Here is a 20534-nt window from a genome sequence, read left to right on the forward strand (position 1 = left end):
CCCGCGCCGAGCACCAGAGGTGCTGCGGCTGCGGGAAGCGTCAGCAGAGCGGCGAGCAGCATGGCGCGCCGCTCCTGGCGGACCGGCAGCGCGGCGAAGCTCGCTGCCAGACCTTCATTGCCGCGGGCCATGGGGAAGCGGGCCATTGCCCGCACCATGTACCAGCGGCTCCACACCGGCGGCAGCAGGAGCAGCGGCAGCTCGTAGTAACGGCTGCCCCCGATAAAGGCTGCCAGGAGCGCTGCCTTCAGCAGCAGCAGCAGCACGCAGGCCAGCACGCCCATGGCCCCCACGCGGCTGTCCTTCATGATCTCCAGCATCCGCTCCCTTGAGCGGTAGCTGAGCAGCGCATCCGCGCTGTCCATCCAGCCGTCCAGGTGCAGGCCGCCGGTCAGCCCCACCCACAGGATGAGGGTGATGACAGCAGCGGGCCAGTCCGGCAGCAGCCAGGCAGCAGCCGCTGCTCCGGCCGCTGCGCTAAGTCCGATGGCTGCGCCGACCAGCGGGTAATAGACCACACTTCGCCGCAGCAGCTCCGGCGAGAAGTCCCCGCCGTCCCTAACCGGAAAGCGGGACAGAAACTGAAAAGCGGCAGCGGCATCCCTCCGCGCGCTCACAGCTTGTACTCCCTGCTCTTGAGCTCTATCGGAATGCCGGCGGTGACCAGAAAGACCTGCTGACAACGTGCAGCCAGTCTGGCATTCATCCTGCCGGCCAGATCCCGGTACAGCCGTCCGAGCGCATACTCCGGTACGATTCCGTCACCAACTTCATTCGTTACAAGGACCAGTGTCCCTTGGAAGGACGACACGCTATCCTCTAGTCGGGCGATCTCCTGCTCCACCCGTTCCTGCCTGTCCGGCTCACTTTCAACAGCCAGCAGCACATTCGACAGCCAGAGCGTCAGGCAATCCACCAGCACCGCTTTGCCTCCCGAGAGGCGGTCAAGCACTCCGGACAGTTCATGCGGCTCCTCCAGCGTCTCCCATTGTCCGCCGTTTTCCCCGCGCTGCCGCCGGTGCAGGGCAATCCGCGCCTTCATCTCATCATCAAATGCCTGTGCGGTCGCCACATACACTGCCTGCTCTGCCAGTGACAGCGTCAGCCGCTCGGCAAAGCCGCTTTTGCCGCTGCGCGCACCGCCTGTTACAAGAATGCTCATCGGCTCTCCGCTCCCGAGACCCCCGCGCTTTCGAAGGTGGCCATCTCGCGCATAATGCGGCTGGCTGCTTCAATCAGGTGGAGGCAGAGCACGCCTCCTGTCCCTTCCCCAAGACGCAGCCCAAGATCAAGCAGCGCTGTAAGTCCCAGCCGCTCCAGCATCAGCTTGTGCCCCTGCTCGCCGGAGATATGGGAAGCGATCATGTAATTAACGGATTCCGGGGCAAGCGCCTTGGCAACAAGCGCCGCCGCTCCGGAGATGAAGCCGTCGAGCACCACTGGAACCCTGGCCGCTGCCGCCCCCAGTATGAGTCCGGCCAGACCGGCGATCTCAAGTCCGCCAACCTTGGACAGCACATCAATTCCATCCCCGGGATCAGGTGCATTCAGCTTCAGCGCACGTTCTACAACGGCAATTTTGTGACGCAGCCGCTCATCGTCAATGCCGGTACCGCGGCCTACAGCCGTTTCAGCCGGGATGCCTTCCAGCGCACAAAGAACCGCAGCGCTGGCTGTTGTATTTCCGATCCCCATTTCGCCGGTAATAAAGATCTCGGTTCCGCCCTTTACAGCTTCCTCAGCGACGCTGATCCCGGCCGCAATAGCCTGCAGCGCTTCCTCGCGGCTCATCGCCGGACCTTGCGCCATATTGCCGCTGCCGAAGCGCACTTTACGTGCGATCAGCTCAGGATGGCTGACGTCCCCGGCTATCCCGATGTCAACCAGCTTGACCTCTGCTCCGGCCTGCCGGGCCAGCACATTCACCCCTGCTCCGCCGCCGAGGAAATTGTACGCCATCTGCACAGTAACCTCCTGCGGAAAAGCACTGACTCCTTCACTGCATACCCCGTGGTCGGCAGCCATCACCACTACTGTCCGCTTGCCGTAAGCCGGCTGCTCCGTACCGGAAATACCTGCCAGCCGTACCGCCAGCTCCTCCAGCCGTCCGAGGCTTCCGGGCGGCTTGGTCAAAATGTCCAGCCGTTGCTCCGCCCGCCGGACCGCTTCCTGATCGGCCGGTGTGATTCTGTTGATTACTTGGTCAATTGCTGTATGCATTCTTATTCCTCCTATGTATTATGAATCTGCCTCTCACCTCATAATGCCCCTAAGCCGATTGCCGTTTACCGCTTACCGTATACTCCTCACATACAGCCCACCATTCATCCGTTACTGCTCACTGCCCGCCACCGTACTGACGCCAAACGAGCCATCGTCCTAACGGACCGTACAGCCCTTACTGCTGCGTTTGGAACAGCCCCAGGCCCGGCAACTTCTATCCGCCGCCCGTTCCACGCAAAAAATCCCCCTCCGGAGAAGGGGGCTCCTGCCTAACGCCACTACACTGCAGCTTAAGCACACGCCTTATTGCCATGTCCCCTTTTCTTCAAGGATTATAGGGGATACGTCATGATCTTACAATTACATTTTTACCTTCATGAAGCCTTCCATCCGCTCCAGCGCCTCAGTCAGCTTAGCTGTGGAAGCTGCATAGGAGCAGCGGATATGCCCTTCGCCGCCGCTTCCGAACACATGCCCTGGAACAGCTGCAACCCCTGCTTCCTGCAGCAGCCTCAGTGCAAATTCCTCCGACCGCATTCCGGTGCGGGCAATCGACGGGAAGGCGTAGAACGCCCCTTCCGGCTCGCGGCAGTCCAGGCCAATGGTCCGCAGGCCCTGGACGAACAGCGTTCTGCGCTGCCGGAAGACCTCCTTCATCCGGTCCTTGTCAGCCAGACCGCTGCGCAGCGATTCCAGTGCAGCAATCTGACCCAGCACCGGTGCGCACATCGCGGTGTACTGATGGATCTTCAGCATCGCTGCCAGCAGCTCGCGGCTGCCGCAGGCGTAGCCGACGCGCCAGCCGGTCATGGCGAACGCCTTGGAGAAGCCGCTGATCAGGATCGTCCGCTCCTGCATCCCGGGAAGCGAGGCGATGCTGACATGCCGGCTCTCATAGGTCAGCTCGGCATAGATTTCATCTGACAGCACCAGCAGGTTATGCTGCTTCACCAGTTCAGCAATCGGCAGCCAATCTTCATAAGACATCACCGCCCCGGTAGGATTGCTGGGGAAGTTCAGCACGAGCAGCTTGGAGCGCGGTGTGATCACCTTTTCCAGAGCTTCAGCCGTCAGCTTAAAGCCCTGCTCCGCCTTAGTCTCCACCTCGACCAGCGTACCCCCGTTCAGATGGGCAATCGGCGAATAAGCGATGTAGCTGGGCGAAGGGATAATAATTTCGTCACCCGGAGCAGTGAACGCACGCAGCGCCAGGTCCAGCGCTTCGCTGCTGCCTACAGTAACGATCACCTCATCAGCAGCCTGATAGCTCAGTCCGAAGCTATTACGCAGGTAACCTGCAATCTCCTCCCGCAGCTCGGGAAGCCCGCTGTTGGGCGTATATGTGGTCTCGCCGCGTTCCAGCGCACGGATGCAGGCAGCCCGGATATGCTCCGGCGTTTTAAAGTCAGGCTCCCCAACACCAAGTGATATAATATCGTTGTTACCTGCTGTAAGATCAAAAAAAGCGCGGATGCCCGAAGGCGCAATTTCCCGCACACGCGGGGCAATCCACCCCTGCGTGTACGGAGACACCTGCTCATTAAACATGGCTGGTCACCTCCCGTATGCCTACTTCCTCCGTTGCCGCGTGTGCTCCGGCCGCCTCGGCTTCCGTATAATAGCCCCGTTCCCGCAGCGAGCCCTCAATAATCGCATCCAGCAAGCCGCTGAACGTATACCCGGCAGCAGCGGAGCTGCGCGGAAGCAGGCTCGTTTCTGTCATGCCCGGCAGCGTGTTTACCTCAAGCACGTAAGGCACGCCCTTTTGCAGCAGCATATCCACTCTGGCGTAGACAGAGCACTTCAGCGCCTTATAGCAGGCGAACGCCGCCGTCCGCACCCGTTCATGTGTGCCCAGTGACAGCTGGATAACCTGCTCATCTGCCCCGCCTTGCTCGTATTTGGCGCTGTAATCGAACCATTCTGCCCCCAGCGACTGAATGCCGACCACCGGCAGCAGCTCCCCGCCGAGGATAGCGCAGGTAATCTCCTGCCCTTCGGTGAAGGCCTCGATCAGGATCGCACGATCCTCGGCAAAAGCTTTTTCCACCGCCACACGCAGCCCCTCAGCGTTATCCACCTTGGACATGCCGATGCTGGAGCCGCCGGAATTGGGCTTTACCATAACCGGGTAGCCCAGCTGTCCCACAGCTTCCTCTGAATAGTCCTCCATGCTCTCCCAGCACAGCCAATTTGGGGTCAGCACGCCTTTGCTGCGGAGAATGGTTTTGGACAGATGCTTATCCATGCACAGGCTGCTCGCCAGCACACCGCTTCCGGAGTAGGGGATACCGAGCGTTTCCAGCGTTCCCTGGACCGTTCCGTCCTCACCGTAGGCGCCGTGGAGCGCCAGCAGCGCGAAATCCAGCCCTTTTACCGCATCAACCAGCTGTCCGCGCTCCTCAATCACAACCGGCACCGCCTCATATTTGCTCCGGTCCAGATGCTTCATCATCTCTTTACCGGTATTCAGCGACACTTCGTATTCAGAGGACACTCCGCCCATAATTACGCCTACTTTTAACATATCCCCATTCCCCTTTTCATCTCATCCGAGTAGTAGTTGCCGTGCTGTCCTGCCGATAATCCCGATTCCCCTGCGTATATCGTCATCCGCCACCCTGGAAAAGCCCAGCCGCAGCGTGTTCTGTCCTGTTCCGTCTGTAAAGAACATATCCCCCACCGTAAAAATAACCCCCTGCTCCCGGCACGCCGCCAGCAGCTCTCTCGTACTGAAGCCCCCCTGAAACGTGACGAACAGATGCAATCCCCCGTCCCCGCTCACCTTGCAGTCAGGCAAAAACTCCTTACAGCATGCCATCGTCAGCTCATATTTACGCTTATATTCCGTTCTGGCCCGTTTGAGATACTTCTCCAAATTCCCGCCGAGCAAATATTGATACAGTATGGACTGGTCGAGCGTGGAGGTGTGGATGCTGCGTGCTCTTTTGACACTTTCCAGATAGTAGATCAGCTCCTGGTCCGCCAGCACCCAGCCTACTCTAAGCCCCGGGAACAGCACCTTGGAAAAGCTCCCCAGATAAATCACACTGTTGCCGCCCCCGGCCGCCGCGATCAGCGGAGCCACATGCGAGCCGGAATAGCGCAGCTCCTCGTTGAACCCGTCCTCAATCACCGGCACACCGTAGTCGGCCATCAGCTTCATCACGCCCAGCCTTTTTTCAGGAGACATGACGATTCCGGTCGGATTGTGGTAGGACGGCACGAGGTAAGCACAGTCATACATCCCTTCCTCCAGCGCCTGCTTCAGCTCACCGAGATGGATGCCGTCACGCTCCATGGCGACTCCACGGATGCCGAAGCCGTTCAGCCGCAGGTTTTTGAGCGCCGTATGATGGGTCGGATTCTCGCAGAGCACCTTCCCGTGCCGCTGCCCCAGCGCTGACAGCACAATATCAAAACCTTCCGTGAACCCGTTCGTAATCAGCAGGTCCTTGCCGCGCATGTCTACGCCCTTATGCTCCATATATTGCTTCAAATAATCTATCAAAGGCTTATACCCCTTGGCATAACCATAGTTCAGCAGCACATTGCCTTCTACAGACATCCGCTCCAGAAAGGCGCGTTTTACATTATCCAGATCGAACAGGCTTTCATCAGGTGCGATACTGGTAAAAGAAATCGTGTCCTTCCCCGCGCGGATGCCGCGTTTCATAATATCCAGCTCTTCGGCCAGCAGCGCCCTGCTGTTCAGGCGGCTTTTCCAGTCCACATTCCAGACGGGCGCTGCTGTATTCTCCGGGAGGGCCGCGTTACTGACATAACTCCCCTGCCCCTGCACCGTATAAGCAAACCCATCATCCTCTAGCGCCATATAGGCGGAGATCACGGAGTTGCGGCTGACCTTGAGCAGCAGGCTCAGTTCCCGGGTAGAGGGCAGCTTCTGCTCCCCCTGGAGGGCACCCCTCAGAATGAGGCTTTTCATATAATCCTTAACCTGCACATACACCGGCCGTCCGGCAATGAGCGTGAAATCATTAAACATCCGTAAGTCGCCCCCTGTAGCTATCATGGCATAATCTTTTCCGTAAAAAAAGAACCACAGACCCGGCATTTTCCCCCGCCTGTGGTTCCTCTTGTCTGTTACTGCCCGGTCCGCTGGCTGCTCCGGTAGGCTGTCGGCGATACGCCGTTCAGCTGCTTGAACATTTTGCTGAAATGGTATTCCTCATAGAAGCCGCACAGCTTGGCAATTTCCCTCACCGGATAATCCGTAAACGTCAGGTAGCGGCAGGCCTGCTGGTTCTGGATGTGCATATGATATTCCTTCGGCCCCATGCCGGTATATTTCAGGAAAAGTTTGCGCAGGTACGAGGCCGAAATGCCGTACTCCTCCGCCAACTTCTCGATCCGGTGATGATCCATGTAAGCATTCTCAAGCTTGCTCTTAATCTGCTCAAAAGCGGCAAAAGCCCCCGACTCCATCAGATTCCAATCCGCCCGGACGCTCTGGTGCAGCTTATGGAGCAGAATCTGTGTTTTGGCGCGGGGAACGGCCGTCCCGGCAGTCTGCCCCGGCAGCCACTCCTGGTTAATCTCCCGGAACATAGCGCCGATCTCCTCAGCCTGCCCGGGGCTATACTGGCTCAGAAAAGGAAGCCGCAGTGTCTCTATGGGCCGGACGTTCCTCCAGACCGCATCATAGCCGAGCTCCGCACAATCGAACAGCAGCATCGTGATGCGCAGCGGGGCTTCCATTTCGGAACGCATGGACATTTTGAGGCCGGGCTTCAGATAAGCTAGCATCCCTGCCTGCACCTTATGCTCCACATTGGTCCGAAAAATCCCCTCCCCTCATGAATCCAGTACAGGCTATGCACATTGACCATGTTGCGGATGTCCTCCCAGCCCGGAAAAGTCACTTTATCCAGCACAAAATGAATATGCACGCTAAGTTCATTCAGGTTATAGGCATTCTCTTCCAAGACAGTCTCTCCTTTGCTGCTGCTGGCGCGATTTATACAAGACATTATTGTTTTTTTCTATTCAATGCCACAGTGGTAAATGATACTATCCATACTAACACGATGCCTGTAAAAGACAATGCCATCGCACAATAACGGGGAGGCGCACACACTTGTTAAGAACTTTTCGTCAGCATAATATCCGCGTAATAAAGCTACTGGACGGGCCTTGGGATTTCGCAAAAGATCCTTTAAATGTTGGCCTTGAGGAGAAATGGTTTGAGCGTTTTCCACATTCTCCACAGACCCTTTACGTTCCTTCCTGCTGGAACAACGAGCTGGGAATGTATGAATATGAGGGCGCCGGCTGGTACCGCAAAAAATCGTGCTGGCCAGTGAGCAGCATGTTCGGCTGATTTTCCACGCGGTGCAGGGCCACTCCGATGTTTATCTGGACGGGCAGCATCTCGGCTACCACTACGGCGGCTTTACGCCGTTTGAGTTCCTTGTGCAGTCCCTGGCTGCAGGAGAGCATGAGCTGATTATTCGCACGGACAGCACGCTGGACCGCTTCACTATTCCGACGGAGCAGGTGGACTGGTTCCATTACGGCGGTATCATCCGCTCGGTGGAGCTGCAGTTTTTGCCGGATCTCTATATCGAACAGCTGAAGATTGATTATGAGCTGCAGGGTGCAGAGGCAGAGGTGTCTGTTCAGGTGCAGTTGCGTTCTTTGCTGACGGATGCGCTGGCGACCAGGCTGGTGCTCAGTGAAGGCGGGCAGGAGCTGCACGCGGAGGATGTGCAGGTTGAAGCTGGTCAAGTATTAAAACATGTAATCAAGCTGCAGCTGACGGACGTACGTCTATGGAATGTCGGCAAGCCGGAATTGTATACGTTCCAGCTGCGGACTGCGCATGACGACAAAATTGAGCGGATCGGCTTCCGCACGATTGAGACCAAGGACCACCGGATTCTGATCAACGGCGCCCCGGTCTATCTGAAGGGTGTGAACCGGCATGAGGAGCATCCGGAATGGGGCTTTGCCTTCCCGCCGAAGCTGATGCATAAGGAGCTGGATATTATTCTGGAGCTGGGCTGCAACACCGTCCGGGGCTCCCATTATCCGCAAAGCTCCTATTGGCTCGACCTGCTCGATGAGAACGGGCTTGTATTCTGGAGCGAGATTCCGATCTGGGGCTGCTTTCTGCCGAATGAGACCGTCAGCGAGCCGCTGTTCCGGGACCGCGCCCTGACCATGATTGAAGAGATGATCGGGACGCATTATCATCATCCGAGCGTGGTGTTCTGGTCTGTGCACAACGAGATCGATACCCGCACGCAGGAAGCCTATGCATTCACAGAAGCACTGATCGGACTTGTGCGGAAGCTGGATACCTCACGGCTTGTCACCTATGCGACCATGCATCCGCTGGAGGACATTCTGCTGCCGCTGTTTGATGTGATCGGCATCAATAAATATTTTGGCTGGTACGAAGGCGAGGTCAGCGGCTTCAAGGGCATGCTGGAGCAGTTCCATGAGCGGGCGGAGCAGCTGGGAGCGGGCGACACGCCAGTGCTGATGACCGAGTTCGGCGGTGCCGGACTGTTCGGGGACGTCGGCTGGGAGCCGCGGCTGTTCAGCGAGGACTATCAGGCGCATATCGTGACCGAAGCGCTGAACATCTTCCGCGCTGATCCGAAGATCGGCGGCACGTACATCTGGCAGTTCGCCGACATCCGCGGCGACCTGAAGAGCAGCAGCCGGAACTTCCGCGACCGGGCCCGCGGCTTCAACAACAAGGGCCTCGTCAACGAATACCGCAAACCCAAGCAGTCGTTCCGCGAGGTGCGGCGGATTTATCAGTCGTGGACTGACTGAGGATTGGTTGGTGGTTGGTGGTTGATGGTTGATGGTTGATGGTTGATGGTTGATGGTTGATGGTTGATGGTTGAAAGCCCATGCCTGACGGCATGGGCTTTTTTTAACCTTACAAACAGGCTAACGGACTCAGATGACGTTATCTTCGCCAATTCACCCCACGGCCCAATGTAACGGACTCAAATGACCTTATTTGCTGCCGAATCGCGTCTCCGGGTCCATTTGGCGGCAAATAGCGGCTGCTGATTCCGTTAGATCAGAAATACTCGCGAAATCCAGCAAATAACGCCTCCCGGGTCCGTTAGCGGGGCCGAAGTCGCAATTAAAACAGGCGAACCAGCGCCCCCAATCCAAGGAGCAATACCGGTTGGCCTGTTTTTTGCATATAGTTACTTAATAAAGGAGCAGCACTGTTCTGCCGGACCTTTAGCGATATTACCTATGAAGAATGCCGCTGCTCCGCCTGGCTTTTTGACGATTAGTTACCTAACGAATCCCACATTTGCTTCACCTAACTTTTTGCGGGCAGGATACAGACGCTAACCGGGCCTGCCCTTCCCACTTACCGCCCCAGCTCAATCACCGCACAGAGGAAGGCAAGCGCCAGCCCCTGTCCCCAGCCCTGCGCCCACTTCCGGTCGATGCCCAGATAGCCGGCCAGATCGTTCATTACTGCCGTTCCGCCGGACACATTCAGCACACGGCCGTTGCCGGCAATATTATCCAGCAGGCCCTGCAGCGCCCGGTTGACATACTTTCCGTGCAGCGGATTTCCCTGCATGACCATGGCAGCGGCGATGCCCGCCGTAGCTGACACCTCGCCATACGCCTCCGTATGGTCGAGCACAGTGCTCCAGAGGCCGTCAGGCTTCTGCAGCTTTTTGATGGCAGCGAGCTGGTCGCGGAGTGAGCTGGAAATGTGCATATACGGCGGATACAGGTAGGCTTCCGGCAGGATTTTACCAACTCTGGACATGGTATAGGCTGCCCAGGCGTTGGCGCGTGCCCAGTAGAGGCCTGACATGTGATTCTGCTCAATGTGATTGTATCCGTGATACCACAGGCTGGTAGTTTCATCCTGCAGGTAGTTAATATGCCAGAAGAACTGGTGGAGTGCGTCGTCGATCCACTTTTTCTCCCCAAGCAGCACCCCTGCACGCAATTCGAAATAGGCTGCCATGAACAGCGTGTCGGCCCAGGCCTGCTCCGGAAAATCATTTTTGGCCGAAACCGTATGCTGAAGCACCCGGTCACCAAAACGCAGAGCCCGGTTCTGCAGATAGTCCAGCTTACTGACAATCAGATCAAGATACTTCTGCTCCTTGGTCTGTTCGTAGAGCGTGAGCAGCATATGCCCCATTGCACAGGTATTGACCGTCCACTCAGCCGGCAGTCCCGCCTCAATGTACTCTGCACACCAGCCGGCCATCCGCTCCAGATAGCTTTGCTCCCCCGTGACTTCAAAAGCCCGGCTGACTCCGTAATAAGCAACCCCGCAAGGCCAGTTCCAGGTCAGATCCATGCCGAGGGTGTAATTGACTACGCTGTCTGTAACCTTTTTCAGATCAAGATTAGATAAGTCCAGCTTCATTGTACAAAAAGCCTCCCTGTTGTTTATGTACTGCCGTTATTACACGGTCCCCTCTTCAAATCTCTCATTGCCTGAATCGTATCATGCTCCGCCCGGGCACTGGAATGGAAAAAAATAAGCTTCATTTGTAAGATTCGAGCTTTTTTCTGCGGATGTATCCGCTTTCCGACTCACGTATCCCTGGTCATTGTCATTCTAAACTATCTGTGCTAGTATCCTTTTTGAAATTGAGAGCTGTGGAAAAAATAAACAGGGGTGTTGCAGCATGCGCTTATTCTTGTTAATCGGACAATCCAATATGGCAGGCAGAGGACCACTTGAGGGGCCGGACATTAACGCGGAGCCTGAGAAAAATATATATAAGCTGGACGACAACGGGGTCTGGCTGAACGCAAAAGAGCCGGTACATAATGACAAGCCGGAGCTGGTCGGTGTGGGCCCGGGACTGGCGTTCGCACGGACAGTTCTCGGTACCCTGAACGGTGAAAAGATAGGGCTGATTCCCTGTGCAGTCGGCGGAACCAAAATCGGGCGCTGGATACCCGGCGGGGATCTGTATGAGCGGGCGGTTTCCCGGGCTTGGCTGGCTTTGGAGAGCGGTCAGCTAAGCGGCATCCTGTGGGCCCAGGGGGAGAGCGACTCCGAGCTGGAGGCTGATGCGGCGGTCTACAAAGACCGGTTATTCAGTCTGATCCAAGGCCTGCGGCAGGAGCTGGCTGCAGAGGAGGTTCCTTTTATTGCGGCAAAATTGGGCGGATTCATCGGCCGGAAGAATATCCGTATACGGGCCAGATTAACGGGGCGCTGGAGTCCGCTGCTACGGTTTTTGACAAGTTCTTTCTGGCAGATTCGGCTGGACTTACCCATAAAGGGGATTATCTGCATTATGACGCTGCCTCGGCAAAAGAACTCGGCCGGCGTATGGCTGAGGGTTGGCTAACTATGCAATAAGACACTGGATTAGAAAATAAACAAACGCTCCGCCTTCCTAAACAGGATGGCGGAGCCGTTTGTGCGAGCAGGTCTACTGCACCTGAATTACCGCTGCCGTTCCCGGAGGGGGAGCGATCGCGTTGCGGAACGTGACGCCCGGCTGTGTCTTGGCCAGCAATTGGCGGATTACGCCGCCGTGCGTGACAATCAGCACGCGCAGCTTCTGCCGCTCATTCTGTTTCTGTTGTATGGGGTCCGTGCAGCAGATTGTTGAGAGCCGGGCCTCCTGCAGCAGGTCTGTCAGGAACTGCTCCAGCCGGGCTGCAAAGGCTGCCCAGGCTTCCCCACCCGGCGGTGTAAACACCGCCGGATCATCAATCCAGCTTCTGTACAGCGGATTATCGCTAAGCTGCTCATAAGTGCAGCCCTCCCATTCCCCGAAGGACATCTCCCGCAGACGCGGGTCATACACGGCCCGGGCTGCCAGTGATGGCGCTGCCGCGGCCAAAGTCTCCCGGCAGCGCAGCAGATCACTGCAGTATACCCGCCAGAAGTCTCCGGTTAGTTCCGGCAGCTCCCTGTGTGCAGCCAGCCCGTCCCGTTCCTCAGGAAGCAGGGGCAGGTCGCTGCTCCCGAGATAGCGGCGCTCCTTATTCCATTTGGTGTGTCCATGGCGAAATAGTACGAGTTCTATAGGACACGGGCTGGCTGTTGAAGCCGCGTCCGGTTCTGCCGGACTGCTGGATATCATCCGGACCGGATCCAATTCAGCCATACTGCCAGTCTGGCCTTTTTCCAATTCGTTTCTCTTTCTCTGTTCCTGATCCTCCATGTTCTGCTTATCCTCCAAACCATAAGAAGGCTGCTGCTGCGCATAGGATTACAAATATAGTTGACGAGAGCAGCATCAGCCGGGAAGTTATAATAATATCATCCGGCTCCATACTGCGCAGAGGCTCGCCCATATAAGCACGAAACGAGGCTACGCCGTGATAGACGTTCACCCCGCCCAGGCGGATGCCCAGCGCTCCGGCCACTGCCGATTCGGGGTAGCCGCTGTTGGGACTGGGATGCAGACGGGCATCACGCCGCACCATCTGCCAGCATCTGCGCCAGTCCAGCCGCAGCAGCCATGCACAGAGGGTTAAGAGCAGTGCAGTGATGCGCGCCGGTATGTAATTCGCCACATCGTCAAGGCGTGCAGAGGCCCAGCCGAGATGGATGTATTTATCATTCTTATAGCCGACCATGGAATCCAGTGTGTTAACGGCACGGTAAGCCATAGCAAGCGGCGCACCGCCAAGCAGCGCGTACAGCAGCGGAGAGATGATTGCATCCACAATATTCTCGGCAACCGTCTCCACCGTACCGCGCACAATTTCCGGACTATCCAGCTGAGTCGTATCACGGCCGACAATCATGCCAAGCGCCTGCCTTGCTGCCGGAAGATCACCCTTCTTAAGCTCTGCATAGACGGCCATCCCGGCATCCTTCAGCCCCCTGGAAGCAATGGTTGTAGAGATCAGCCAGGCTTCGGCCGCCAACGCCAGCCAAAGCGAGATCTGCGCCAGCAGCCAGAGCAGCACGGCTGTTATCAGCCAGCTGCTCCCGGCTATCAGCAGCGGCAGCAGGACACCGGCACGTTTCAGGCTGCGCGGATTACGGACAAAACGGCGGATTGCCCGCTCCAGCGCGCTAATTGCTTTTCCCATGAGTACAACCGGGTGGGGCAGGCTGCGGGGATCGCCGATAAGGCGGTCCAGTACATACGCTGCAAGCAGCAGGATTGCAACTGTCATGGGCAATTCCTCCATGGCCGGCCTGGGGCAGTGCTTATTTGCCGAGCCCGCTCGGTCCGGTTCAAAGCAGCGTCCATTTGCCGGTTATTAATCATCCGGCGCAGAGAAATGCTCATTCGGTATTCTTCCTTGTCTGCTCCTGCACGGCATGCACCGAGCGGAGGCTGCCCGTTACCGCTGCATACACCAGCCTGCCAATCGCGCCGCCAAGATCAGTAGCTGTACCGGCATACACATGCTCCGCCCCGTAACGGCGGCTTCCGCTGACTGCCAGCACGATTGCATCTGTCGTCTGCCTGTGGCGGTCAGCCCGTTCTCTGGATCGGTGATGCCGAGATCTGCCAGAGCAGCGGCCTTGGCTTCGGTTGCCGTAATCACGGCGTTCACCATCGCCGGCGGAGTCAGGAGCCCGTCTATGCCAAGCATAATATTGATCGTTCCCGGGCGGTAAGCCTTCAGCACACTCCGTTCCACCCCCGCACGGGCCGCATTGCCCGCAGCTGCAGTCACGCAGCAAAAGATTCCCGCCGAGCCAGTATCCTCTTCGGCAACCGCAGCATGCTCCAGCGGAACTGCCGTCATCAGACCTGCGCAGCCCTCCAGCGGATAACCCCACTCTGTCAGTTTATTCTCCATATCGCGCACCGGATTGCTGCACTCATAGTCACGGCTCACATATTGGTTCACAGCCCGCTTCAAATGGCCCATTCCTCCGCCGTACACTGCACTGGAGATACTGTCAGCCTCAGCCGGAAACTCCAGCAGCAGGTGCTCCTCTTTCCATTCCAGCACCAGCCCCGGCCAGACGCTGGAAGAATACGATCGCGATCCGCCCTCAAGCTCAAAGGGAGTCTTTACTTCTGCCATACTAATCACGCCCTTTACGTTTACTTATACCTTTATTTTAGGGTACTTTACCTGCACATTCTATTTACCTTATTTGTTTTATTGGCTTTACTTGCTCTACTTAAAGTCTGCTATTTCAATGCTGCTCTCTCTATCAAGTATTCCGCTCACGAAACGAAGCTATCTATGTCATGTCTTTTTCACCTTCGCTGCCTCAAACATTTAGTTGGATTTTTGACACCTAATTCCTTCATTTCTCCGCAATTTCAATGATTAGTTGGAAAATCATCACCTATTTCAGCCCGAAATCCTCTTTATGGGCAAAATCGGTGGAATTAAGTGACCTTTTTCCATCTAGTTTCTTCCTGACAACAGTTAGACTCGAAATAGATGACGAATTTCCACTTAGTTTAATTAAAGTGCTCAGCAGAGTCCATTTCACCCCTAGAAGTTGCCTGCCTTCTACCAAACTGTGTACCGCAACCGCCTAATCAGCCTGGATGCCTTTATCCCTACAGATGGGTACTCATGCATACCATAACACTCGCAGCATCTAGTAGTATCCAGTAGCATTTAACAGTACAAAGTAGCACTCAGCATCATTCAACAGCAAACAGTATCAGTAGCATCAAGCAGAGTCAGCATCATCCAGCAGCATTAATTCACTAGCCTTGCAGCATCCAGCCGCCGCAAAACTTATTCCCCCGCCAAAACCGCCTCCAGCTCCCGCAGCAGCCGGGCGTTGTCCTCTGGCCCCTTAACGGCCACGCGGATATGCCCGGCGGCCAGGCCCGGGTACATCGCGCAGCTGCGCACGAGGATGCCCCGGCGGCCAAGCTGCTCCTGCGCGGCCGCAGCTGTCCACCCTTCCGGCAGCTCCGCCAGCAGGAAGTTCGCTTCGCCCGGCGGCACGCTGCAGCCGAGCCGCCGCAATCCCGCCCGCAGCAGCTCACGCTCTGCTGCGATCAGTCCACGCGTGCGCGCGGCGTACCCGCGCCCGCTGCGCAGGCACGCTTCCCCGGCCAGCTGCGCCAGGCCGTTTACGCTCCAGGTCACCTGCTTGCCGCTCATCCTCGCGGCAAGCTCCGGGGCTGCTATCGTGAAGCCCAGCCGCAGCCCCGGAATGGCAAAAAACTTCGTCATCGAGCGGATCAGCACCGTATGACGGAACCCGGCCAGCTCCGGCAACAGCGATTGCCGCCGCTCCTCCGGGATGAAGTCGATGAACGCTTCATCCACGGCAAGCAAGGTCCCGCAGGCCTCTGCCTTGCGGGCCAGGAGCCGCAGGTCGTCCAGCGCATACTGGACGCCGTTGGGGTTGTTCGGCTGGCCGAGGAACAGCAGATCGACCTGCTCCAGCAGTCCGGCGATTCTATCCGCATCCGCCCGGTACTCCTGCTCCCTGGTCCCCTGTACAGAGAGCACCTCCGCACCGAATTGCTCAGCCAGCTGGCGGTACTCGGAGAAGCAGGGCTCGACGATCCCCACCCGGCGCGGGGCAACAGCCAGCAGCAGCAGCGCCATCGACTCCGCCGCCCCGTTGCCCACAGTAATCCATTCCGTGCTGACGCCCAGGTCCGCGGCCAGCAGCGCTTTTAACCGGCGGTGCCCCGGATCGGGATACGCCGTCACGGCAGCCGCAGCATCCCGCAGCAGCTCCAGCACGGCAGGCGGCGGGCCAAGCGGATTAATATTAGCGCTAAAGTCAAGAAAGGCGCTGTCCCTGCCCCCGTCGCCTCCCCCGTAAAGCTCCGCTGCCGTCAGCAGATCACCGCCGTGGCCATATTTTTCAAGCATCGTTACACTCCCTCTGTTTGTCTCGTATTGTGTTACCCATAGCCCCCATTATTGCCTTTAGCGCAGAAGCGCGTCAATGATGGATGTAGGACTATTTTGCCAACGTAACCGGCACGCACAAATCGCTCCCGCTTTTGGCCCCCTACCAGCTCCCAATCCGCTCAACATCGCCTAATAAACTGATATACACTTTCTATTTTGTGAAATGCGGGCTTTTAGTTTAGAATAAATGCAGTAGTTAACCATGTACAGGCGGAGGAATATACTATGCTCTTTATTGATAACACCGGCATTACAGACGCTTCGATCAACCTGGCCATTGAGGAGTTCGCGCTCAAAAACCTCCCGATGGACGACAGCTACCTGCTCTTTTATATCAACAGCCCGTCCATCATCATCGGCAAGCACCAGAATACAATTGAAGAGATTAATCAGGAATATGTAAAAGAAAACAATATCCAGGTCGTACGCCGGCTCTCCGGCGGCGGAGCGGTGTACCATGACCTCGGCAACCTGAATTTCAGCTTCATTACCAAGGATGACGGCGAGTCGTTCCACAACTTCCTCAAATTCACCCAGCCGGTTATCGACTATCTCCAGTCCATGGGAGTCAACGCTGAGCTGAGCGGACGCAACGACCTCCAGGTCGGTGAGCAAAAAATCTCCGGCAACGCCCAGTTCTCCACCCGCGGACGCATGTTCAGCCATGGCACCCTGATGTTCGACCTAAACCTTGATGATGTACAAGCCTCCCTGAACGTAAATCCGGAGAAGTTCAAATCCAAGAGCACCAAGTCCGTGCGCAGCCGGGTTGCCAACATCAAGGACTTGCTTGGTACAGACATGACAATCGAGGAGTTCCGCGACGGGCTGCTGCGCTCGATCTTCGGCATGGAGCCTTCCGAGGTTCCGCAGTACAAGCTGACGATGGACGACTGGGTCCGCATTAACGAAATCTCCAAGGAACACTACCAGAACTGGGACTGGAACTACGGCCTGTCGCCGAAGAGCAATGTGAAGCACACCCGCAAATTCCCGGCCGGTCTGGTCGATATCCGCATGGATATTGAAGACTCCTACATTAAAGATATCAAAATCTACGGAGATTTCTTCGGCGTAGGTGACGTAGCGGATGTAGAAAATGCACTGCGCGGCAAGCGTTACGAGAATGCTGAGGTCAGAGAGGCGCTGTCCGGGCTTGATCTGAAGCATTATTTCGGACGGATTGAGCCGGAGGACTTCATCGGACTGGTATTCCTGGAGGAATAGCTGTCTCGGCCTTTGTTTTATTCGCAGGTAAAATAGAACCAGCCAATTCCGGGACCCCGGGGTTGGCTGGTTTTTTTAACAGAATTCGCTCACGCCTTGGAAAGTCTGCGTTTCCGGTACAGCAGGAGCCCTGCCGCAAAATAAACCAGTGTGAGCAAGGTGATCATAATAAGCTCCCATCCCACATCCGGCAGTCCTGCTCCATCATTCAGAATTTGATTAAAGGCACTGGCAGTATGCGTAAGCGGAGCAGATCTGTCATTCCAAAAGCGCGCCCGTGTACAGTAATGAGATTCAGCTCCGGAAGGGGAAACAGGCTGCCCGAAAAAAACATCAGGATAAAAAACGGAAAACAGCCGACCGTCAGCACATCAAATACCGTGTTCAAAAAGCTGGCCACAATCAGGCTCACAGCAACCATAGCGATACTCGACAGCACCCCGACAGCCAGAATAGCGCCAAAATGCCCTACCGGTTCATACCCCAATCCGAGTGCCGTCCAATATGACAAAACAACCGCACCGGAGGCAACTGCCGCCTGGGTAATGCAGATTCCGCCCAGAAAGTTAAAAGCGCCAAGCCGGCTGAGCTTGAGTCTAAGCAGTGTTTTATTGTCATTTTCCTTCACAATGGAGGCTGAAGCCGTGAACAGAACCATTAGCACAGCAAGGGAGATCAGTCCAGGGACGTAGCTTTCGAACTCATTCACGGGCTGCTTTTTCTCAACAAAAGTTTCCTGTATAACGGCCGGAAGCGTGATTTCGGCTGCATTCATTCCCTGCCTGTTCACCTGCCCGGCCGCCCAGACTGCTGCAACAGGATACCTCACATTCCCCATACTCCCGTAAAAGCTTACCTGCGCCTGTATCTCGCTGACCTTCCTTCCTTTAGCCTTAGACGCAAGTGCCGCTGAATAGTCCTCCGGAATGACCAGGCCGATGTCGATTTCCTTTTCTTTTACCTTGGCCTGCAGCTCATCCCCGTCCTGGAAGCTTCTTATATTAAATACCGGAGACACGCCTGCCTGCCCCTCCATCTGCTCCAGACTGCTTATAAGCTGAACCGACGCACGCCCCGCATCCAGATTCAGAACGCCAAGCTTATAAACAACAGCATCTCCCCCGTAAAAAAAGGACATTAGCAGCAGAAAAAACGGCGAGAACAGCAGCACCATCGCGAGCATTTTCCAGTCCCGGATACTCTCCCTGACGGATTTGTTAACCGCTGCCGCAAGCTTCATTCCCGCAGCCCCCTTCCTGTCAATGCAATAAATGCATCCTCAAGCGTCCGTTTGCGGATTGTCATATCCAGAGTCTGAATTTGGTGAGCCCTGAGCAGCTGCTGCACCTTTGGAACCCATTCAAGAACGCTGCCTCCCCCAAGGAGGAACAGTCCGTCGGTGTAGGTTTTTTCTGTACATTCCGGCGGCATTGTCTGCAGAACCCTCTCGGCAAGCTCCCTGCTGATTCCATCCACCCGGAGCTGCAAAAGCTCTCCCGTGCCCGCTTTGGCCTTAAGCCTGGCAGGGCTGTCCATCAGCACTATTTGTCCGTGATCGATAATGGCTACCCTGTCCGACAGCCTGTCAGCTTCATCCATGTCATGGGTAGTAAGGATTACCGTTTTATCCCGGGCCAGCCCCCGGATGAAGTCGCGCACCAGAATTCTGCTCTGCGGGTCCAGTCCCGCCTGCGGCTCATCCAGAATGATCAGCTGCGGATCGTGGACTATTGCGAGCGCGATATTCAGTCTCCGCTGCATCCCTCCGGAGAGCGTCCGGCCCAGCCTGTTTCTTTTGTCCCACAGACCCATTGCGTGCAGCAGTATTTCTGCCCGTCTGCTGGCTGCTCTGGACGAGAGTCCGTAGGCGATGCCTGCGAAACGCAACTGCTCCAGACAGGTCAGCAGCTCCCAGATGACAATCTCCTGCGGACATAATCCGATCAACGGCTTAATCCGCTCATAACTGCCTGAAGTCATTGGTATACCATTGACCGAAATCCGGCCGGAATCTGCCTTGAGCAGGCCACACAGCATTCTGATCGTGGTTGTTTTGCCTGCTCCGTTAGGCCCCAGCAGGCCGAACACTTCCCGTTTGTGGACTGTGAAGCTTATGTTGTCTACGGCGGGCACCGTCCCATACTGCTTGCTCAGACCCGTTACCGCCAGAACCGCCTCATTCTCCATGCAGCACCTCATATTCCATTTATTTCAAAATGGTACTACAACCAATTTATCAGAGCTTTCGGGGGGATGCAGTGAGCTACCGCTCATTGTCCATGGTGGCTGCCTTCTCTTTGCCACAGCCTGCCTACCAACGCAAAAAAAGGCCCTCCGCTGCAGACAGCGGAGAGCCTTATCATGCCCTTCCGGGCTCCCTCCGTTTAGGAGGGGGTAATAACGAACACATAGACAACCAGCAGCAGTGTGAGCACAATGCACACCTTCTCCACTCCGCTGCCCTTCTTCGTGCCGGTGCTCATCAGCTTCAGACGAAGCTTGAAGGGCAGCGGCGGCAGCGGGGTAATCCCGCGCTGGGTCAGCGAGTCGGCCAGCAGATGCAGCGCATACGACAGGCCTCCGGCAATCCACAGGCTGCCGCCGTCATTCATGCCGAGGGAGACAAAGTACAGCAGCGCCCCCCAGCCGGCTACCGCATACAGGGTATGCGTGATTCCCCGGTGCGGAACAACAGAAGCTACCACGAGTATGCAGGCGGCGATGTAGTTCCACGGATCATAATCGTCGGCGAATGCAAACAGCGCCAGAGCGATTAGCAGCATAACCAGCTGCCGCAGCCTTCTGCCCGGAAGGAACGATACACTACCCACGAGCAGCGCCAGCACGATATGCCATGGCGGTTCAGCGATGCCGGCAAAATAAAGATATATCGCCGCGCCGATCAACGCCACCTGCAGCAGCCTCAACATAGGTTCCGGTACAGCACTGCGTACCAGCAGCGAATTCGGCTCATCAATATCGGGCAGCAGGGAGCTGACCGCCGCTACAGCAACTGCCGGAACCGTGATTTCGTAACCGAGCAGATTCATCACAGAGAGCGTAATCCCGGTGCTGATAATAAAATGGGATTTGCCCATCATCTTTGAAACCGCCCCTTTCTAGGATGTCAAAAATAAGAACAAATGTGCGGTTACCAAAGTATACTAAGAGAGCGTTTTTTTGTCTAGCCTGCGGCTGTAATATTCGCTTCAAAACCCTTTAGCCGCCGGGCTTCCTTATAGTTTTGGCTTGTCCTCCCCTGTGTTTTA

The 20534-nt window shown here is 56.4% G+C and carries 20 protein-coding genes; 4 read left to right on the top strand and 16 right to left on the bottom strand.

The window, feature by feature from the left end:
- The 8 genes from AWJ19_RS06090 to AWJ19_RS34595 all read right to left on the bottom strand — a co-directional run.
- On the bottom strand, window positions 1–617 hold a 617-nt coding region (locus tag AWJ19_RS06090; protein ID WP_068722162.1), incomplete at its 3' end, for an adenosylcobinamide-GDP ribazoletransferase.
- Window positions 614–1162, bottom strand: a complete 549-nt coding sequence (cobU, locus tag AWJ19_RS06095; protein ID WP_068722163.1) for a bifunctional adenosylcobinamide kinase/adenosylcobinamide-phosphate guanylyltransferase — start codon at window positions 1160–1162, stop codon at window positions 614–616. The genes cobU and AWJ19_RS06090, both read right to left, overlap by 4 nt.
- Complete coding sequence (gene cobT / locus AWJ19_RS06100; RefSeq protein ID WP_068722164.1) at window positions 1159–2220, bottom strand: nicotinate-nucleotide--dimethylbenzimidazole phosphoribosyltransferase; 1062 nt, start codon at window positions 2218–2220, stop codon at window positions 1159–1161. The genes cobU and cobT overlap by 4 nt, the downstream gene beginning before the upstream one ends.
- A 363-nt stretch (window positions 2221–2583) precedes the next feature.
- Complete coding sequence (locus tag AWJ19_RS06105) at window positions 2584–3771, bottom strand: aminotransferase class I/II-fold pyridoxal phosphate-dependent enzyme (RefSeq protein WP_068722165.1); 1188 nt, start codon at window positions 3769–3771, stop codon at window positions 2584–2586.
- On the bottom strand, window positions 3764–4750 hold the full coding sequence (locus tag AWJ19_RS06110) for a D-alanine--D-alanine ligase (protein WP_082707725.1): 987 nt from the start codon (window positions 4748–4750) through the stop codon (window positions 3764–3766). The genes AWJ19_RS06105 and AWJ19_RS06110 overlap by 8 nt, the downstream gene beginning before the upstream one ends.
- Before the next feature lie 21 nt (window positions 4751–4771).
- Entirely contained in the window at window positions 4772–6229 is a 1458-nt protein-coding gene (locus tag AWJ19_RS06115; RefSeq protein WP_068722256.1) for a PLP-dependent aminotransferase family protein, read from the bottom strand.
- A gap of 98 nt (window positions 6230–6327) precedes the next feature.
- Entirely contained in the window at window positions 6328–6990 is a 663-nt protein-coding gene (locus AWJ19_RS36295; RefSeq protein WP_241781620.1) for an AraC family transcriptional regulator, read from the bottom strand.
- Window positions 6984–7169 carry a hypothetical protein gene (locus tag AWJ19_RS34595; protein ID WP_128083516.1) on the bottom strand — a complete coding sequence of 62 codons (186 nt, stop codon included), beginning with the start codon at window positions 7167–7169 and terminating at the stop codon, window positions 6984–6986. Before AWJ19_RS34595 ends, AWJ19_RS36295 begins: the two co-directional genes overlap by 7 nt.
- 152 nt (window positions 7170–7321) lie before the next feature.
- Between AWJ19_RS34595 and AWJ19_RS36300 the strand changes: the two genes are divergently transcribed.
- On the top strand, window positions 7322–7564 hold the full coding sequence (locus AWJ19_RS36300) for a hypothetical protein (protein ID WP_241781621.1): 243 nt from the start codon (window positions 7322–7324) through the stop codon (window positions 7562–7564).
- A complete protein-coding gene (locus AWJ19_RS06130; protein WP_241781622.1) occupies window positions 7534–9030 on the top strand; it encodes a glycoside hydrolase family 2 TIM barrel-domain containing protein in 1497 nt (498 codons plus the stop codon). The genes AWJ19_RS36300 and AWJ19_RS06130 overlap by 31 nt, the downstream gene beginning before the upstream one ends.
- Window positions 9031–9592: 562 nt before the next feature.
- On the opposite strand, the gene AWJ19_RS06135 is transcribed toward AWJ19_RS06130, so the two are convergent.
- Window positions 9593–10621: a glycoside hydrolase family 88 protein gene (locus tag AWJ19_RS06135; protein ID WP_068722167.1), complete on the bottom strand. Its 1029-nt coding sequence runs from the start codon at window positions 10619–10621 to the stop codon at window positions 9593–9595.
- A 265-nt stretch (window positions 10622–10886) separates the two neighbouring features.
- Between AWJ19_RS06135 and AWJ19_RS06140 the strand changes: the two genes are divergently transcribed.
- Window positions 10887–11561: a sialate O-acetylesterase gene (locus AWJ19_RS06140; RefSeq protein ID WP_068722168.1), complete on the top strand. Its 675-nt coding sequence runs from the start codon at window positions 10887–10889 to the stop codon at window positions 11559–11561.
- Window positions 11562–11645: 84 nt separating this feature from the next.
- Here the strand turns inward: AWJ19_RS06140 and AWJ19_RS06145 are convergent, their stop codons facing one another.
- From AWJ19_RS06145 to cobD, 4 genes are all read right to left on the bottom strand, one after another.
- Window positions 11646–12386 (bottom strand): histidine phosphatase family protein, encoded by a 741-nt coding sequence (locus tag AWJ19_RS06145; RefSeq protein ID WP_082707727.1) that lies wholly within the window; start codon window positions 12384–12386, stop codon window positions 11646–11648.
- 7 nt (window positions 12387–12393) lie between these two features.
- Window positions 12394–13353, bottom strand: coding sequence for an adenosylcobinamide-phosphate synthase CbiB (gene cbiB / locus AWJ19_RS06150; protein ID WP_068722169.1), 960 nt, complete (start codon window positions 13351–13353; stop codon window positions 12394–12396).
- Window positions 13354–13524: 171 nt separating this feature from the next.
- Entirely contained in the window at window positions 13525–14220 is a 696-nt protein-coding gene (locus tag AWJ19_RS37515) for an adenosylcobinamide amidohydrolase (RefSeq protein WP_347231086.1), read from the bottom strand.
- Between the two features lie 675 nt (window positions 14221–14895).
- Window positions 14896–15996 carry a threonine-phosphate decarboxylase CobD gene (gene cobD, locus AWJ19_RS06160; RefSeq protein WP_068722170.1) on the bottom strand — a complete coding sequence of 367 codons (1101 nt, stop codon included), beginning with the start codon at window positions 15994–15996 and terminating at the stop codon, window positions 14896–14898.
- Between the two features lie 267 nt (window positions 15997–16263).
- Between cobD and AWJ19_RS06165 the strand changes: the two genes are divergently transcribed.
- Window positions 16264–17265 (top strand): lipoate--protein ligase, encoded by a 1002-nt coding sequence (locus AWJ19_RS06165; RefSeq protein WP_068722171.1) that lies wholly within the window; start codon window positions 16264–16266, stop codon window positions 17263–17265.
- A 208-nt stretch (window positions 17266–17473) separates the two neighbouring features.
- Here the strand turns inward: AWJ19_RS06165 and AWJ19_RS06170 are convergent, their stop codons facing one another.
- The 3 genes from AWJ19_RS06170 to AWJ19_RS06180 all read right to left on the bottom strand — a co-directional run bounded on the left by AWJ19_RS06170 (window position 17474) and on the right by AWJ19_RS06180 (window position 20366).
- Window positions 17474–18505 carry an ABC transporter permease gene (locus tag AWJ19_RS06170; RefSeq protein WP_068722172.1) on the bottom strand — a complete coding sequence of 344 codons (1032 nt, stop codon included), beginning with the start codon at window positions 18503–18505 and terminating at the stop codon, window positions 17474–17476.
- Window positions 18502–19452, bottom strand: coding sequence for an ABC transporter ATP-binding protein (locus AWJ19_RS06175; protein WP_068722173.1), 951 nt, complete (start codon window positions 19450–19452; stop codon window positions 18502–18504). Before AWJ19_RS06175 ends, AWJ19_RS06170 begins: the two co-directional genes overlap by 4 nt.
- A 197-nt stretch (window positions 19453–19649) precedes the next feature.
- Complete coding sequence (locus AWJ19_RS06180) at window positions 19650–20366, bottom strand: metal-dependent hydrolase (protein WP_068722174.1); 717 nt, start codon at window positions 20364–20366, stop codon at window positions 19650–19652.
- Window positions 20367–20534: the final 168 nt, after the last annotated feature.

The organism is Paenibacillus sp. DMB5, from assembly GCF_001517085.1.
Taxonomy (GTDB): domain Bacteria; phylum Bacillota; class Bacilli; order Paenibacillales; family Paenibacillaceae; genus Paenibacillus_AQ.

Excerpts from the sequence above, each read along its gene's own strand:
- cobT (WP_068722164.1), bottom strand. The coding sequence starts at position 2,220 with ATGCATACAGCAATTGACCAAGTAATCAACAGAATCACACCGGCCGAT.
- AWJ19_RS06135 (WP_068722167.1), bottom strand. The coding sequence starts at position 10,621 with ATGAAGCTGGACTTATCTAATCTTGATCTGAAAAAGGTTACAGACAGC.
- AWJ19_RS06165 (WP_068722171.1), top strand. The coding sequence starts at position 16,264 with ATGCTCTTTATTGATAACACCGGCATTACAGACGCTTCGATCAACCTG.
- AWJ19_RS06140 (WP_068722168.1), top strand. The coding sequence starts at position 10,887 with ATGCGCTTATTCTTGTTAATCGGACAATCCAATATGGCAGGCAGAGGA.
- AWJ19_RS06145 (WP_082707727.1), bottom strand. The coding sequence starts at position 12,386 with ATGGAGGATCAGGAACAGAGAAAGAGAAACGAATTGGAAAAAGGCCAG.
- cobD (WP_068722170.1), bottom strand. The coding sequence starts at position 15,996 with ATGCTTGAAAAATATGGCCACGGCGGTGATCTGCTGACGGCAGCGGAG.
- AWJ19_RS06110 (WP_082707725.1), bottom strand. The coding sequence starts at position 4,750 with ATGTTAAAAGTAGGCGTAATTATGGGCGGAGTGTCCTCTGAATACGAA.
- AWJ19_RS06105 (WP_068722165.1), bottom strand. The coding sequence starts at position 3,771 with ATGTTTAATGAGCAGGTGTCTCCGTACACGCAGGGGTGGATTGCCCCG.
- AWJ19_RS06170 (WP_068722172.1), bottom strand. The coding sequence starts at position 18,505 with ATGAAGCTTGCGGCAGCGGTTAACAAATCCGTCAGGGAGAGTATCCGG.
- AWJ19_RS06180 (WP_068722174.1), bottom strand. The coding sequence starts at position 20,366 with ATGATGGGCAAATCCCATTTTATTATCAGCACCGGGATTACGCTCTCT.
- cbiB (WP_068722169.1), bottom strand. The coding sequence starts at position 13,353 with ATGACAGTTGCAATCCTGCTGCTTGCAGCGTATGTACTGGACCGCCTT.
- AWJ19_RS37515 (WP_347231086.1), bottom strand. The coding sequence starts at position 14,220 with ATGGCAGAAGTAAAGACTCCCTTTGAGCTTGAGGGCGGATCGCGATCG.
- AWJ19_RS06175 (WP_068722173.1), bottom strand. The coding sequence starts at position 19,452 with ATGGAGAATGAGGCGGTTCTGGCGGTAACGGGTCTGAGCAAGCAGTAT.
- cobU (WP_068722163.1), bottom strand. The coding sequence starts at position 1,162 with ATGAGCATTCTTGTAACAGGCGGTGCGCGCAGCGGCAAAAGCGGCTTT.
- AWJ19_RS36295 (WP_241781620.1), bottom strand. The coding sequence starts at position 6,990 with ATGCTAGCTTATCTGAAGCCCGGCCTCAAAATGTCCATGCGTTCCGAA.
- AWJ19_RS06115 (WP_068722256.1), bottom strand. The coding sequence starts at position 6,229 with ATGTTTAATGATTTCACGCTCATTGCCGGACGGCCGGTGTATGTGCAG.